Source organism: Enterobacter vonholyi, assembly GCF_008364555.1.
Classification (GTDB): domain Bacteria; phylum Pseudomonadota; class Gammaproteobacteria; order Enterobacterales; family Enterobacteriaceae; genus Enterobacter; species Enterobacter vonholyi.
Window position 1 is genome coordinate 136469 of sequence record NZ_VTUC01000006.1, and the last position, 14757, is coordinate 151225.

Genomic DNA, 14757 nt, shown 5'->3' on the forward strand with positions numbered 1-14757 from the left:
AAGAAAATAATGAAGAACATCCTCGCCATTCAGTCCCACGTCGTTTTTGGACATGCTGGCAATAGCGCAGCGGAATTCCCTATGCGTCGCCTCGGCGCCAACGTCTGGCCCCTCAATACCGTCCAGTTTTCCAATCACACGCAGTACGGCAAATGGACCGGCTGCGTGATGCCGCCTTCGCACCTTACCGAGGTTGTGCAGGGCATTGCCGATATCGACCAGCTCAAGCGCTGTGATGCCGTACTGAGCGGTTATCTTGGCTCAGCGGAGCAGGGGGAGCATATCCTCGGCATCGTACGCCAGGTGAAAGCCGCAAATCCGTCGGCAAAATACTTCTGCGACCCGGTTATGGGGCATCCGGAAAAAGGCTGCATCGTGGCGCCAGGCGTTGCGGAGTTCCACGTCCGCCACGCTCTGCCCGCTAGCGATATCATTGCGCCAAACCTGGTGGAACTGGAGATCCTCTGCGAGCATCCGGTTAACAGCGTAGAAGAGGCAGTAACTGCATCTCGCGAGCTGATCGCGCAGGGGCCTGAGGTTGTGCTGGTAAAACATCTCGCACGCGCAGGGCTAAGTCAGGATCGCTTTGAGATGCTGCTGGTGACGAAAGATGATGCCTGGCACATCAGCCGTCCGCTGGTGGATTTTGGCCTGCGCCAGCCGGTGGGCGTAGGGGATGTGACCAGCGGCCTGCTGCTGGTGAAATTGCTTCAGGGTGCAACGCTGCGCGATGCGCTGGAGCATGTGACTGCGGCAGTGTACGAAATTATGATGGCGACGAAAGAGATGCAGGAATATGAACTGCAGGTGGTCGCGGCACAGGATCGTATCGCGAAGCCGGAGCACTATTTCAGCGCCACAAGGCTTTAAAAGATGCCGGGTGGCGCTGCGCGTGGGGGACTGTGGATTTTGTAGGCCGGGTAAGCGCAGCGCCACCCGGCAACACAGGCCGCTCGGTTAGTTCAACCCTTCCGCTTTCAGCGCCGCAGCCACCGCAGGACGCTCTGACACGCGTTTCATATACGATGCAAGGTGGTCTAACCCTTCCAGATTCAGCTTAACCGCACGAGCCCAGCGCAGCACGGTGAACAGATACGCATCGGCAATCGTGAAGCGCGACCCGCCAATCCACTGTTCGTCTTTCAGCGATTCGTTAACGTACTGCAGCTTTTTCTCCAGCAGGGCGCGCAGGGTAGGCTTAAACTCTTCCGGCGTATCCGGGCGGAACAGGGGGGTAAAGCCTTTGTGCAGCTCGGTGGCAATGTAGTTCAGCCACTCCAGCGTTTTATAGCGAGAAATGGTACTGACCGGTGCCAGCAGCTGGCGATCGGGCACGCTATCGGCCAGGAACTGCATAATCGCCACGCCTTCGGTCAGCAGAGTACCGTCATCCAGCAGGAGCGCCGGAACTTGTCCTTTCGGGTTAATGGCAAGAAAGTCATCGCCATTTTCCAGGCGCTTTTTCAACAGATCAACGCCATCCAGCGTGAAATCTTTGCCGCTCTCGCGCAGGGTGATATGGGAAGCAAGAGAGCACGCGCCCGGTTTGTAGAACAGTTTCATCGGTAACTCCTTTTTGCTGAGGTTTCAGCTATGTTAGTGCGCGAACGGGCAAAAAAAAAGCCGCTAATGCATTAGCGGCTTCTGTTCAGTCGTTTCTCAATAATCTTACGCAGTAGCGGTTTTGGTCGCTTCAGCCGTCTTGTCGTCGTCCTGAGTCATACGATTCAGTTTCGGCGCGGTCAGCAGCATCAGCGCCGCAATCACCGCTGTCGCAATACCAATCTGCATGAATACGGTACCGTAGACGTTCAGGGAGACCAGTGGGTCAGTGACGTTTTCAGGCACAGCCATCAGGTTCGCAATTTTACCCGCAATGATTGCCGCACCGGCAGTGGTCAAGAACCAGCTACCCATAATGAAGCCCATCAGACGCTGCGGCACCAGCTGTGCAACCATCGCCAGGCCCAGACCGGAGATCATCAGTTCGCCGATAGACTGCAGCGCGTAGCTCAGGATCAGCCAGTTAACGGAGACGATGCCTGCGTCAGTGGCAAACTTGGTACCCAGCGGCAGCACCAGGAACGCGCCTGAGCACAGTACCATACCGATTGCGAACTTGTGCGGCATTGGCAGACGGTCACCCATCTTGTTATAGATAGCCGCCAGAATCGGGCTACCAATCATGATCCAGAACGGGTTCAGCGCCTGATACTGCTCCGGCTCGAACGCGATGCCCAGAATAGAGTGCTCAACGTTACGAATGGCGAAGAAGTTCAGTGAGGTTGGCATCTGGCTGTACAGCACGAAGAAGATAATCGCTTCCAGCATCAGAATGAACGCCACAATCATCTTACGACGGGCAGCACCCTGCATGGCGAACGCTTCTTTCGCAAAGATAACCACGATACCCAGCGCAACCACGCCCAGAACGGCGCGAGCAATACCCTGGTTGTGCAGCAGCCAGGTGGCGATTGCCGCGAGGACAACAACACCCACGATGGTGGCCAGCAGTTTGCCCATGTGTACAGGCTCGAAGTCAGGTTTTGAACCGTAGTCTTTGACCCAGCTGCGGCAGAACAGGAAGTTCACAACGGTGATCAGCATACCCACGAAGCTCAGCGCAAACGCCACGCTCCAGCCGAATTTCGCGGCGAGCCATGGGGTTGCCAGCATCGAGAAGAATGAACCGATGTTGATGGACATGTAGTACATGGTAAATGCACCGTCCAGACGCGGGTCATCTTTGCTGTAGCAGGTAGAGAGCAGGGAAGACGGGTTTGCTTTGAACAGACCGTTACCCACGGCGATCGTTGCCATGCCCATATACACGACAGCGGCATCGTGCCCTGACCATGCAACCAGACCATAGCCAATTGCCAGTACAATAGCGCCCAGCATAATGACGCGCTTAGTACCCAGAACTTTATCACCCAGCCAGCCGCCGATAGCAACCAGACCATAGACAAGGGCACTGAAGGAGGAGAACAGCGTGATGGAATCAGCTTCAGACATACCCAGCTGTTTGACCAGGTAAACCGCCATGATCCCTTGCAGGCCGTAATAACCAAAACGCTCCCATAACTCGATAGAGAAGATGAGATAGAACGCTTTAGGCTGTTTAAAAGCGTTAAGACTCACGCTTTCATCTGTTGGTTTATTGTTTGCAGTAGACACATATACCTCTTTTTTTACATCCCATATTAACGGGGGTGTTCATAGCGTGATGGCCGTAGTCCATACGCCTTATAGTTATATTGGGAGGAGAAACGGCGGGTAATGTTCACTATCCTGCCCCATCTGGCAATACGTTTGTAATAATCTGTTACATATATCTGAAGTGGTATAATCGTCGGTTCATGCAAATGTTATTCAGCGTTAAATTTTATACGATGTATAAAGGTAGTTTTTTCGACTGGTAGAGCCCCGTCAGGACCGGTATTTGGCGATATGTTCTGCTATTTGCTGCTTCTGGCAGTGGTATAGCCCAAATTCTGAAAAATAGCTGGTCTTATCGTCGGTAAAGAAAGAGGGGCGTCTTGTCACATAAAGGGTTTAGGGTGATTTTGACAACAAAAATACAACATGAAGTTATCAGGGTGATCGCGATCACAGATGTATAGAAATTTTTGGCTATGAAAAAACTATTAACCTGTTTGAGCGTTAAACAACCGAAGAAGTGACAGGTGAGGGTAAACGAAAGGCGGACAAATAGCGGGCAAAAGAAGGGCTTCTGGTAGCCCTTCTTTTGGTAAGGGATTGTGACATTCAGGGATACACTTTTTCTTTGTATTCGCAGAGATCTTCAATAATACAGGAGCCGCAGCGAGGCTTACGGGCAATACACGTGTAACGACCGTGCAGAATCAGCCAGTGATGGCAATCAACCTTAAACTCAGCCGGAACCACTTTAAGCAGCTTCTCTTCGACCTGCTCGACATTTTTCCCCGGCGCGAAGTTGGTTCGGTTAGAGACGCGAAATATATGCGTATCTACGGCAATAGTGGGCCAGCCAAACGCGGTGTTGAGCACCACGTTGGCAGTCTTACGCCCCACGCCCGGTAAGGCTTCCAGCGCGGCGCGATCTTCCGGCACTTCGCCTCCATGCTGTTCCAGCAGGATCCGGCAGGTCTTAATGACGTTCTCGGCTTTGCTGTTAAACAGGCCGATGGTTTTGATATACGACTTCACGCCTTCCACGCCCAGCTCCAGCATGGCCTTCGGCGTATTGGCGACTGGATAGAGTAGGGCGGTGGCTTTATTGACGCTCACGTCGGTAGCCTGTGCGGAGAGCAACACGGCGATCAGCAGCTCAAACGGGGAGGTAAAATTCAGCTCCGTCGTCGGGTGCGGGTTCTCGTCCCGCAGACGGGTCAGGATCGCAATGCGCTTTTCTTTATTCATGAAGCCTTCTCGGGTGTCCCTTCCAGAACGCTGCGCTCAGCCGCGCGGCGCTTGCGTTTCTCATCAATCAGGTATTTTATCGCCAGCATCATGCCAAGGCCAATAAACGCGCCAGGCGGCAGCATCGCCAGCAGGAACGGCGTATCGGTGTGAAACACTTCAATGCGCAGGGCTTTGGCCCAGCCGCCCAGCAGGGCATCTGCGCCGTCGAACAGCGTACCGTTGCCGAGGATTTCACGCAGGGAGCCCAGCACGAACATGGCGCAGGTGGCGCCCATGCCTATGGAAAAACCGTCCAGCGCCGACATGGCGGGGCTATTTTTCACCGCGAACGCTTCCGCACGCCCAACGACGATACAGTTGGTGACGATAAGAGGAATAAAGATCCCGAGCGACTGGTACAGGCCGAACGCGTAGGCGTTAATCAGCATCTGAACAATACTGACCACCGACGCAATGATCATGACGTAAATCGGAATACGAATTTCCGACGGCGTCCAGCGTCGCAGGGCAGAGATGGAGAGGTTGGTCAGGGTCAATACCAGGGTGGTTGCCAGACCCAGACCGAGCGCGTTGGTGGCGGTGGACGTTACCGCCAGCAGTGGGCACATCCCCAGAAGCTGCACCAGCGCGGAGTTGTTCTTCCACAATCCCTGGACAATAACCTCTTTAACCTGGCTCATGATTACTCCTCACAGACCGGAAGATTGTTGATCTGCGCGGGCAGCGTTTCAGCGTACAGCCCGGCTCGTTTTACGGCATTTACCACCGCGCGTGGGGTGATGGTCGCACCGGTGAACTGGTCGAACTCGCCGCCATCTTTTTTCACCGCAAACGCGGTGTCACCTTCACCATGGATCACTTTACCGGCAAAGTGCAAAATCCAGTCGCTAAGACGGGTTTCAATTTTATCGCCAAGACCCGGCGTTTCATGGTGTTCCGTTACGCGGGTGCCCAGTATGGTGCCGGAGAAATCGCTGCCCACGAGCAGCTGAATGGCGCCGGAATAGCCGTCAGGCGCGGTCGCTTCCATCACCGCGCCGACCGGTTTATCCCCTTTGCGGGCGATAAAGAGGCGGTGCGGGCCTTTCCCAAGCTGCGGCGCGTCTACCACAAAGCAGCTTTTTTGCAGGTCATTATCGTAGAAATCGGACGGGATCACCTGATCGAACAGCGCCTTTTGCTGCTTCGAGGCCTGTTCTTCGATGGTCGTTTTGGTCAGCGCATTAACCAGTGCCGTTAGCCCCGTCAGGACCGCGGCGAAGACAGCCAGCGTGACGCCGTGTTTTTGCATCGTTTTTAACATGGCGAAACCCCTAGCGATGGCCATACACGCGAGGGCGCGTGTAGTAGTCGATGAGCGGAACGGTAATGTTGGCAAGCAGGACGGCAAAGGCCACACCGTCCGGATACCCGCCAAAGCTGCGGATGAGCCAGACCAGCAGGCCCGCCAGCGCGCCGAAGATCAGGCGGCCGCGGTTAGTCGTTGACGCCGTCACCGGATCCGTCAGGATAAAGAAGGCTCCTAACATAGTGGCACCGGAGAGCAAATGCATCTGCGGGCTGGCCAGTGATTCAGGAGAAAAGACCCATCCCAGCGTGGCGCACACCGCCAGCGTCACGAGGAAGCTGACCGGAATATGCCAGCGGATGGCTTTCTGCTGCAGCAGGAACAGGCCGCCCAGCAGATACGCCAGGTTGACCCACTGCCAGCCCGCGCCCGCCAGCATGCCGCTGTAGATCGCGGACTTCATGATCTGCTCAACGCTGTGCCCGGCATGCAGGGATGTTTTAAAGGTATCGAGAGGCGTCGCCTGGCTGATACCGTCCACGCCCATGCGCAGGGCGTTCATATCCGCACCGAGTGCCGTATGGCCGGTAAAGATGACGTGCAGGGCATCCATAAAGCCCGGAACCGTGGCCGCAATCTCGTGCGGTGGCAGCCAGCTGGTCATCTGCACAGGGAAGGAGATCAGCAGCACCACGTAGCCAATCATCGCCGGGTTAAACGGGTTATGGCCCAGTCCACCATACAGCTGTTTGGCAATGATCACGGCAAACACGGTGCCGAGCACTACCATCCACCACGGGGCAAACGGCGGAATACTGATGGCGAGAAGCAGGCCGGTCAGCAGCGCGGAGTTATCGGCAAGAATGCGGGAGACAGCCGCCTTACGCAGCTTAAGCACAAGGGCTTCCGCCGCTAAGGCGCTGGCACAGCCCAGGATTATCTGGAACAGGGTTCCCCAGCCGAAAAACCAGCACTGAGCGGCAATGCCCGGCAGCGCCGCCAGGCAGACCAGCATCATAATGCGCGACGTCTGGCGCTGATTGTGGGTATAAGGGGAGCTTGCGATTCTGAAAACCATTTAATCCTCATTAACTGCTTGCTGTGCGGCTTTCTTCGCCTGAACGCGCGCGATGGCGGCGGCCACGGCGGCTTTGCGCGGGTCATCGTTGGCGGCCTGCGGCTGCTCTTCCTGCTGCTCCGCCTTACGGGCTTTAGCCCGGGCAATCGCCGCTTCGACGGCGGCTTTACGCGGGTCGACCGGTGCTTCTGTTTCTGCAGCTGGCGTCTGCTGCGCCGCCTTGCGCGCTTTGGCCCGGGCAATCGCCGCTTCGACGGCCGCTTTGCGAGGGTCGACCGCTTCCTGCTCAACCACCACGTTCTGCTCGCCGGCTTTGCGCGCTTTGGCGCGGGCTATTGCCGCTTCAACTGCGGCTTTGCGCGGGTCAACCTCGGCATCCGTCTGGACCGTTTGCGCTTTTTCAGCCTGACGGGCGCGAGCCTGGGCTTTGCGAGCTTCACGCGCCGCGATGGCTTCACTGTTGTCAGGCTTCTCGCCGGCCGGGATCACCACAGGCTGCGCCGCTGTCGCTTTTTTCTCACGAACGCGCGCCAGTGCGGCGTTAATCGCATCCTGATCTTTCTCGCCGGGCTGAACCGCGGCCTGCTTATGGCGCTCCTGACGGGCGATTTTTTCGCGCTCCAGTCGCGCCTGGCGCGCTTCGAAACGTGCCTTAGCTTCCGCGGCGCGTTTTTCTTCCATGGAGATAGCATAAATCTCAGCCTTCTCCTGGCGGAAATACTGCACCAGCGGGATGTTGCTTGGGCAGACCCAGGCGCAGGCGCCGCATTCGATGCAGTCGGCCAGGTTATGGGCTTTTGCCTTGTCGTGCAGTTGCCCTTTGCTGTACCAGTACAGCTGCTGCGGCAGCAGATCCGCCGGGCAGGCATCGGCGCAGGCGCTGCAGCGGATGCAGCCTTTCTCTTCCTGCTCTTCGCCCATCTCGGTCGGGGAAGGGGCGAGCAGACAGTTGGTAATTTTCACTACAGGCACATCGAGCCACGGCAGGGTAAAGCCCATCAGCGGGCCTCCCATGATCACCATCTGGTCGCTGCCCGGGCAAAACTCAGCCTGCTCCAGCAGGTGACGCACCGGCGTACCCAGACGTGCCCAGACGTTGCCCGGACGAGAGACCGATTCCCCGGTCAGCGTTACCACGCGCTCGGTCAGCGGCTCGCCGTCGATCACCGCGCGCTTCACGGCGTACGCGGTGCCGACGTTCTGCATCAGCACGCCGATATCCGAAGAGCGTCCGCCGTGCGGCACCTGCTTACCGGTAAGGATTTGCGTCAGCTGTTTAGCACCGCCAGAGGGGTACTTGGTCGGGATGACGCGCAGGCTGATATCGTGGCTACCGGCCAGCACGGCGCGCAGCATCGAGATAGCCTGAGGTTTATTGTCTTCGATACCGATCAGCACTTCCCGCGGCTGCAGAATGTGCGCCAGGATGCGGATGCCTTCCACCACTTGGGCGGCGCAGTCCTGCATCAGACGATCGTCAGCGGTAATGTACGGTTCGCATTCGGCGGCGTTGATAATCAGCGTCTGAATATTATCGCCACCGCCGCGCAGCTTGACGCCTGTCGGGAAGCCTGCGCCGCCGAGGCCGGCAACGCCGAACTGATGAATACGTTCGATAAGTGATTCGCGGCTCTGGCTGCGGTAGTCGCTCCAGCCATCACGGTCGATCCAGCGGTCTTCACCGTCGGCTTCAATAATCACGCTCAGCTCTGAAAGCGCTGACGGATGCGCTACCGTATGAGGGGCAATCGCCACCACTTTACCGGAGGTGGGAGCGTGGACCGGCAGCATACGTCCGCGACCAAAGGTCAGCGGCTGACCGCGAAGGACCGTATCGCCTTCTTTGACGCACAGCTCACCCTCAGCGCCGATGTGCTGCTTGAGCGGCATAACGAAACGGGTGGCCAGCGGAATTTGACGCAGCGGCGTGCCGCTAGACTGGGTTTTCATCTCCGGTGGGTGAATACCCCCGTCAAAATCCCAAATCTTCTCTTTTCTGAAAGCAGAAAATAACTTAAGCATGTTGTTCCACAGGAATATTGCGAACCGGAATGGTTTGAAGATCCCACTTCCAGCTTTCGGTAGTCGTTTCAACCGGGCGCAGCTCGATACATTGCGTCGGGCAAGGTGCTACGCAGAGGTTACAGCCGGTGCACAGGTCCGCCACCACGGTGTGCATGGCGCGCGTTGCGCCAACAATGGCGTCGACCGGGCAGGCCTGAATACATTTGGTGCAGCCGATGCAGTTCGCTTCGTCGATCACGGCCAGCGCGCGGACCGGCTCCAGTACCTCCGCATCGCCGTCAACGGGCTGCGGATCAACGTTAAGCAGGGCCGCAATTTTCAACATCACCGCTTCGCCGCCGGGCGCACAGCGGTTAATTTTTTCACCCTGAATGCCTACCGCTTCCGCGTAGGGACGGCAGCCCGGGTAGCCGCACTGCCCGCACTGGCTTTGCGGCAGGAGCTCATCAATTTTCTCAACAACAGGATCGTCCTCTACCGCGAAGCGGCGGGAGGCGTAACCCAGGATAAGGCCAAACACCAACCCCAGAACGCTAATAGAGGCGATGGCAATCCAGATAGCACTCATTACAACTTCACCAGACCACTAAAGCCCATAAAGGCCAGAGACATTAAACCTGCGGTCACCAGCGCAATCGCGTTACCGCGGAAAGGGGCGGGGATATCCGCTGCCGCCAGACGCTCGCGAATCGACGCGAAGAGAACCATAACAAATGAGAAACCGACTGCAGCGGAAAAACCGTACAGCGCCGACTGCATAAAGTTATGGCCAAGGTTGATATTCAGCAGCGCCACGCCGAGAACGGCGCAGTTGGTAGTGATCAGCGGCAGGAAGATACCCAGCAGGCGATAGAGCGCCGGGCTGGTTTTGCGCACCACCATTTCGGTAAATTGCACTACCACCGCGATAACCAAAATAAAGGCCAGCGTACGGAGATAGGTTAACCCCAGCGGAATGAGGATCCAGGTATCAATCCACCACGCGCAGATGGACGCCAGCGTCATGACGAAGGTCGTCGCCAGCCCCATGCCCATTGCCGTTTCCAGCTTTTTGGAAACGCCCATAAACGGACACAGGCCAAGGAACTTCACCAGAACGAAGTTGTTAACCAGCACGGTGCCGACAAAGAGCAGTAAGTAATCGGTCATTATTTAGCCTGAAATAAAAAAGCCGCCTATTATCGGACAAACACACGCAGGCGACAACAGGTTATCTGTAGGGTTATTACGGGTTCACGAAGGTGTTTTTCACCCGTGTCGAACGCTTGAAGTAGGGTACCAGCAGCGCCGCGGCCAGCAACGGGAAAAGCAGCTGACGAACGGCCAGCGCGTCTGAAACGGGCGAAAAAGCAAATGCCTTCACCGCCAGCAGGACCGAAACCAGCAGCCAGATAATGTAGTGCTTAGGCACATTCTTACGGCGCTTAAAGAAGGCGATGGTCAGCCACAGCGTGTAGTACCACATCCCGATCGCGAAAACGAATGACACAAACCACAAAGCAATATTCAGCACGTTTTGCGACATCAGGGTCTGGATGGCGTGAGGGGTAATCAGTGCGGTGGTATAAAGCAGCAGCGCAAGTGATGCGCTTAATAAGGCAACCAGCAGCCATGCCAGTGGGGCGATTAACCAGCCTCCAATGCGTTCTCCAGGCGTTGCGGTCATGAACTCTCCCATAATCTGCGCGAAATGTTTTACAGCCAGTTGGCAGGGCGGAGAGTATATAACATTTCGCGCGGATGGCTACTTTCTTATAAAACGTAGCGCCATACTGACTTAGGCACTTCACCCACGTTGAACAAACGACCGCCGGAAACCAGCTCCGCACGGCGATGGTCAGCGGCACGATACATATTAATGATGTCCTGATTATCAGACAGGGTGTAGTTCAGATGGTCAAACAGTTTTTCCAGGCTCTCAAGCGAATTGATCTTGCGAAATTTTAATAAATAGTCCTGAACTGTCATATTAATAAGTTTCCATATAAAAGTGAGTAATACCAGTTAAGGTAATTCGTTCGAATAATAAACGGATTAATAAAGACGTAAACAGCCCACTCAGGTAACGCGACGAAATTAGGAGTTTTCTTTGCTGAAATTCAGGCATCAGACGATGCCTGGAAGAGAAGGTTAACCGTGTTCACCAGGGCTGGCAATAAGTAACTGACATATTATGTCACTCTTTATTGCGGTAACCGGTTACTTGGGTTGGGCGACTGTGACAGGCTCCGGCGGCTGGTAGTTATCGATATGGCTGGCAACGCCCAGCAAAATGACCGAAACCCCAAGGACAATCCATCCCGCTAATTCAATGATTCGATTAATAATTGACGTCATGATTCGTAGTTGTACTTTATCCTTAAATACAGGGTGCAAATGTTACAGCGACGTTTCCCCGGCCGCAAGCGCTTTGGGAACGGTTCCCTTAAACAAAATCAGTAGGTTAATACTATGTAACAAAAACAACCCGTACGACCTGCTATTTTAAGTCATATGGCACATTATTAATCTGTGGTAATGCCAGGCTAGCCAGTGTGAAATAAGAACGTCATAAAAGAGGATGGCACTATGAGTGATAATATCCGCGTTGGGCTTATCGGCTACGGGTATGCAAGCAAAACGTTTCATGCGCCTCTGATAGCCGGGACGCCGGGGATGGCGCTGGCAGCGGTATCCAGCAGCGATGCCGCTAAAGTCCATACAGACTGGCCTTCCGTGCCGGTTGTCTCTGAGCCAAAACACCTTTTCAACGATCCGAATATTGATTTAATCGTTATCCCCACGCCGAACGACACCCACTTTCCACTGGCAAAGGCCGCGCTGGAAGCCGGCAAGCACGTGGTTGTCGATAAGCCCTTTACCGTTACGTTGTCTCAGGCGCGCGAGTTGGATGCGCTGGCAAAGAGTCTGGGCAGGTTGCTGTCGGTGTTCCATAACCGCCGCTGGGACAGCGACTTTTTAACGGTAAAAAGGCTTCTCAGTGAGGGCTCATTAGGGGAGATCCTCTTTTTTGAATCGCACTTTGACCGCTTCCGTCCGCAGGTACGAAACCGCTGGCGCGAGCAGGCCGGTCCGGGCAGCGGCATCTGGTACGATTTAGCCCCGCATCTGCTGGATCAGGCCGTCAATCTTTTTGGTCTGCCGGTGAGCATGACGGTCGATCTGGCCCAGCTCAGGCCCGGAGCACAGACGACCGATTACTTCCACGCGGTGCTGAGTTACCCGCAGCGGCGGATTGTGCTCCACGGTACGATGGTCGCGGCCGCGGAATCGGCCCGCTATATTATGCACGGCACGCGCGGGAGCTACGTGAAGTTTGGTCTCGATCCGCAGGAAGACCGGCTGAAAAGCGGTGAACGTTTACCGCAGGAAGACTGGGGCTATGATATGCGCGACGGCGTAGTGACGCGGGTGGAAGGCGAGGAGCTGGTCGAGGAGACCTTTCTGACGATACCGGGTAACTATCCGGCCTATTATGCGGGCATCCGCGATGCGCTGAACGGCACGGGAGAGAATCCGGTTCCGGCCAGCCAGGCGATACAGATTATGGAGCTGATTGAGCTGGGTATTGAATCTGCCAAACATCGCGCGACGCTCTGTCTGGCATAATTTTTAAATATTTTAGTAGGCCGGGTAAGCGTTAGCGCCACCCGGCAGCGGAGTTAACCGCGAGCCACTTTATCTTTCAGCGCCTGCTTCTCTGCAGGCGTCAGGAAGGCACTCTCCAGCCCGTTGATCTGCGCCTGACGGATCTGCTCGCGGCTCAGACCCGCCTGCGGTGCGGCGATGTTGTACTCATGGATGATATCCACGCCCTGTACCGCCGGATCGTCAGTGTTCAGAGAGGCCAGCACGCCGTGCTCAAGGAACGTTTTCAGCGGGTGCTGCGACAGCGATGCGACGGTGCTGGTCTGAATGTTAGACGTCAGGCACGACTCAATCCCGATACGCTGCTCCGCCAGGAAATCCATCAGCGCGCGATCTTCTACCGCCTTCACGCCGTGACCGATACGCTCGGCGCCCAGCTCGCGGATGGCCTGCCAGATGCTTTCGGGGCCAGCCGCTTCGCCCGCATGCACGGTAATGTGCCAGCCGGCATCGCGCGCGCGGTTGAAGTGGGAGAGGAACAGGCTGCCCGGGAAGCCCAGCTCGTCACCGGCGAGATCGACGGCGGTGATGGCATCGCGATGGGCCAGCAGCGCCTCCAGCTCCTGCAGGCAGGCGGCTTCACCGAAGGTACGGCTCATGATGCCGATCAGGCGAGCCTGAACGTCGAAGGTTTTACACCCTTCGCGCACGCCTTCAATGACGGCTTCCACCACGCCTGCAACGGGCAGGCTGTGGGTCATCGCCATGTAGCCCGGCGAGAAGCGCAGCTCGACGTAGTGCAGGCCGTTGCGGGCGGCATCTTCGATGTTCTCAAACGCCACGCGGCGGCAGGCATCCAGCGACGCCAGCATCTTTACGCCCCAGTCGAGTTTGCTCAGGAAGCTGACCAGGTCCGGTTCATTAGAGGTCACCTGTACGTGAGGGATCAGGGACTCAAGGGTCTGAGCAGGAAGCGTTAAATTGAACTGGCGGCCAAGATCGAGGATGGTTTGGGCACGAATGTTACCGTCAAGGTGACGATGAATATCAGTTAAAGGCAGGCGTGTATCAATCATGGTCGCACTCTTTTCTGGTTAAAGTGCGCCATATTATAAAAACAAAACGGGGTAAAAAGCTATTTGCGCAAGGGAATATTCCGTTGCGCAAATTGATTACAGGAGCGTATTAATCCCGGCAATCAGGCGTTGAACCCCTTGCTCAAGCTTGCTTCGCGGGCTGCCCGCATTCAGGCGTACGAAGCCATTTCCCTCTTTTCCATAGGTATATCCCGGCATGATGGCGACTTTTTGCTGCTCGATCAGCACTTTTTGCAGCGCCCGATCGTCAATGTTCAGCGGGCGCAGATCGATCCAGGCCAGATAGGTCGCTTCCGGCGGCTGCCAGTTCAGTTTCGGAAAAGCGTGGTTTACTTCCTGCGCGATATACGACAAATTTGCTTCGAGATAACCCCGCAGGGCATCCAGCCACGGCTCCCCCTGCTGATAGGCGGCGATATGCGCCGTCAGCGCCAGCACGGAAGGGGAAGAGAGTCCGTCCCGTCCTTTTAGTGCGCTGAGATAACCGTTACGGCTCTCTTCATCGCCAACCATGCCGTAAGCGCCCGTCAGCGCTGGAATATTAAAGCTTTTCGAGCCGGAGGTGAGAAGCGCCCATTTCCCGCGCGCCACCGCGATCCACGGCGTGTGACGATGCTCTCCCCACACCATATCCATATGAATTTCATCGCTGATCACCGCCACGTCATAGCGTGCGCACAGTTCCGCCATGTGCGTCAGCTCATCCCGCGTCCAGACCTTGCCGGTCGGATTCTGCGGGCTGCACAGCAGCAAAATTTTGTTTTCCGGTTTCGCAAGCGCCGCTTCGAGGGCCGCCATATTGCCCTGCCAGCCTGCTGCCTGCTTTTCCATCTCAACCGCCACAACACGACGCGCGTTACCCTCTATGGCCTTATAAAACGCATCGTATGCCGGGGTGTGTACCACCACGCCGTCGCCGGGGTTTGACCAGAGACGTATCAGTTCAGAGACCATGTAGATGACGGAGGGGCCATAAACCACGGTTTCGGTATCAATCCGGCTGTTAAAACGCTGCTGAAACCAGTGCGCGACGGCGGCGAGAAACTCGTCGTTTTTCCAGCGGCTGTAACCGAACACGCCGTGTTGAATGCGCTGATGCAGCGCGTCGGTAATGCAGGGGGCGGTGGCGAAATCCATATCCGAGATGGTGAAGGGCAGCAGATCGTCCGCGCCAAAACGGTCGGCGACGTAGTCCCACTGCGTACACCAGGTGCCGTGTCGATCCACGACGGTTGAGAAATCAAACATGCTTTAATCCTTAACGTAAAACCCCC

At 56.2% G+C, this 14757-nt stretch carries 16 protein-coding genes; 2 read left to right on the forward strand and 14 right to left on the reverse strand.

Going from position 1 to position 14757, the window contains the following annotated elements:
• Positions 1-9: 9 nt before the first annotated feature.
• Entirely contained in the window at positions 10-870 is an 861-nt protein-coding gene (gene pdxY / locus F0319_RS09410; protein ID WP_149366754.1) for a pyridoxal kinase PdxY, read from the forward strand.
• A gap of 87 nt (positions 871-957) precedes the next feature.
• On the opposite strand, the gene gstA is transcribed toward pdxY, so the two are convergent.
• From gstA to blr, 12 genes are all read right to left on the reverse strand, one after another.
• Positions 958-1563 (reverse strand): glutathione transferase GstA, encoded by a 606-nt coding sequence (gene gstA / locus F0319_RS09415; protein WP_149366755.1) that lies wholly within the window; start codon positions 1561-1563, stop codon positions 958-960.
• A 105-nt stretch (positions 1564-1668) separates the two neighbouring features.
• Complete coding sequence (dtpA, locus tag F0319_RS09420) at positions 1669-3177, reverse strand: dipeptide/tripeptide permease DtpA (protein WP_063409046.1); 1509 nt, start codon at positions 3175-3177, stop codon at positions 1669-1671.
• Positions 3178-3768: 591 nt separating this feature from the next.
• A complete protein-coding gene (gene nth, locus F0319_RS09425; RefSeq protein ID WP_008500570.1) occupies positions 3769-4404 on the reverse strand; it encodes an endonuclease III in 636 nt (211 codons plus the stop codon).
• Positions 4401-5087, reverse strand: coding sequence for an electron transport complex subunit E (locus F0319_RS09430; RefSeq protein ID WP_008500569.1), 687 nt, complete (start codon positions 5085-5087; stop codon positions 4401-4403). Before F0319_RS09430 ends, nth begins: the two co-directional genes overlap by 4 nt.
• A 2-nt stretch (positions 5088-5089) precedes the next feature.
• Positions 5090-5710, reverse strand: a complete 621-nt coding sequence (rsxG, locus tag F0319_RS09435; protein WP_111965668.1) for an electron transport complex subunit RsxG — start codon at positions 5708-5710, stop codon at positions 5090-5092.
• Positions 5711-5720: 10 nt separating this feature from the next.
• Entirely contained in the window at positions 5721-6773 is a 1053-nt protein-coding gene (gene rsxD / locus F0319_RS09440) for an electron transport complex subunit RsxD (RefSeq protein ID WP_111965669.1), read from the reverse strand.
• Complete coding sequence (gene rsxC, locus F0319_RS09445) at positions 6774-8795, reverse strand: electron transport complex subunit RsxC (protein ID WP_149366756.1); 2022 nt, start codon at positions 8793-8795, stop codon at positions 6774-6776.
• Positions 8788-9366, reverse strand: a complete 579-nt coding sequence (gene rsxB, locus F0319_RS09450; protein WP_149366757.1) for an electron transport complex subunit RsxB — start codon at positions 9364-9366, stop codon at positions 8788-8790. The genes rsxC and rsxB overlap by 8 nt, the downstream gene beginning before the upstream one ends.
• Positions 9366-9947, reverse strand: a complete 582-nt coding sequence (gene rsxA / locus F0319_RS09455; protein WP_063438368.1) for an electron transport complex subunit RsxA — start codon at positions 9945-9947, stop codon at positions 9366-9368. Before rsxA ends, rsxB begins: the two co-directional genes overlap by 1 nt.
• Positions 9948-10023: 76 nt before the next feature.
• Complete coding sequence (locus F0319_RS09460) at positions 10024-10464, reverse strand: DUF2569 domain-containing protein (RefSeq protein WP_115874872.1); 441 nt, start codon at positions 10462-10464, stop codon at positions 10024-10026.
• 86 nt (positions 10465-10550) lie between these two features.
• Entirely contained in the window at positions 10551-10766 is a 216-nt protein-coding gene (gene ydgT / locus F0319_RS09465; protein WP_013096896.1) for a transcription modulator YdgT, read from the reverse strand.
• Between the two features lie 231 nt (positions 10767-10997).
• Complete coding sequence (gene blr, locus F0319_RS09470; protein WP_168112406.1) at positions 10998-11123, reverse strand: division septum protein Blr; 126 nt, start codon at positions 11121-11123, stop codon at positions 10998-11000.
• 243 nt (positions 11124-11366) lie between these two features.
• Between blr and F0319_RS09475 the strand changes: the two genes are divergently transcribed.
• Positions 11367-12407, forward strand: coding sequence for an oxidoreductase (locus F0319_RS09475; protein ID WP_149366758.1), 1041 nt, complete (start codon positions 11367-11369; stop codon positions 12405-12407).
• 53 nt (positions 12408-12460) lie between these two features.
• On the opposite strand, the gene add is transcribed toward F0319_RS09475, so the two are convergent.
• Positions 12461-13462, reverse strand: coding sequence for an adenosine deaminase (gene add, locus F0319_RS09480; RefSeq protein WP_115874874.1), 1002 nt, complete (start codon positions 13460-13462; stop codon positions 12461-12463).
• Positions 13463-13558: 96 nt separating this feature from the next.
• Positions 13559-14731 carry a MalY/PatB family protein gene (locus F0319_RS09485; RefSeq protein WP_149366759.1) on the reverse strand — a complete coding sequence of 391 codons (1173 nt, stop codon included), beginning with the start codon at positions 14729-14731 and terminating at the stop codon, positions 13559-13561.
• Positions 14732-14757: the final 26 nt, after the last annotated feature.

Coding starts and splice junctions, on each gene's coding strand:
- pdxY (WP_149366754.1), top strand. CDS start 10: ATGAAGAACATCCTCGCCATTCAGTCCCACGTCGTTTTTGGACATGCT.
- F0319_RS09485 (WP_149366759.1), bottom strand. CDS start 14,731: ATGTTTGATTTCTCAACCGTCGTGGATCGACACGGCACCTGGTGTACG.
- nth (WP_008500570.1), bottom strand. CDS start 4,404: ATGAATAAAGAAAAGCGCATTGCGATCCTGACCCGTCTGCGGGACGAG.
- gstA (WP_149366755.1), bottom strand. CDS start 1,563: ATGAAACTGTTCTACAAACCGGGCGCGTGCTCTCTTGCTTCCCATATC.
- ydgT (WP_013096896.1), bottom strand. CDS start 10,766: ATGACAGTTCAGGACTATTTATTAAAATTTCGCAAGATCAATTCGCTT.
- F0319_RS09430 (WP_008500569.1), bottom strand. CDS start 5,087: ATGAGCCAGGTTAAAGAGGTTATTGTCCAGGGATTGTGGAAGAACAAC.
- rsxB (WP_149366757.1), bottom strand. CDS start 9,366: ATGAGTGCTATCTGGATTGCCATCGCCTCTATTAGCGTTCTGGGGTTG.
- add (WP_115874874.1), bottom strand. CDS start 13,462: ATGATTGATACACGCCTGCCTTTAACTGATATTCATCGTCACCTTGAC.
- rsxG (WP_111965668.1), bottom strand. CDS start 5,710: ATGTTAAAAACGATGCAAAAACACGGCGTCACGCTGGCTGTCTTCGCC.
- F0319_RS09475 (WP_149366758.1), top strand. CDS start 11,367: ATGAGTGATAATATCCGCGTTGGGCTTATCGGCTACGGGTATGCAAGC.
- rsxD (WP_111965669.1), bottom strand. CDS start 6,773: ATGGTTTTCAGAATCGCAAGCTCCCCTTATACCCACAATCAGCGCCAG.
- rsxC (WP_149366756.1), bottom strand. CDS start 8,795: ATGCTTAAGTTATTTTCTGCTTTCAGAAAAGAGAAGATTTGGGATTTT.
- rsxA (WP_063438368.1), bottom strand. CDS start 9,947: ATGACCGATTACTTACTGCTCTTTGTCGGCACCGTGCTGGTTAACAAC.
- F0319_RS09460 (WP_115874872.1), bottom strand. CDS start 10,464: ATGACCGCAACGCCTGGAGAACGCATTGGAGGCTGGTTAATCGCCCCA.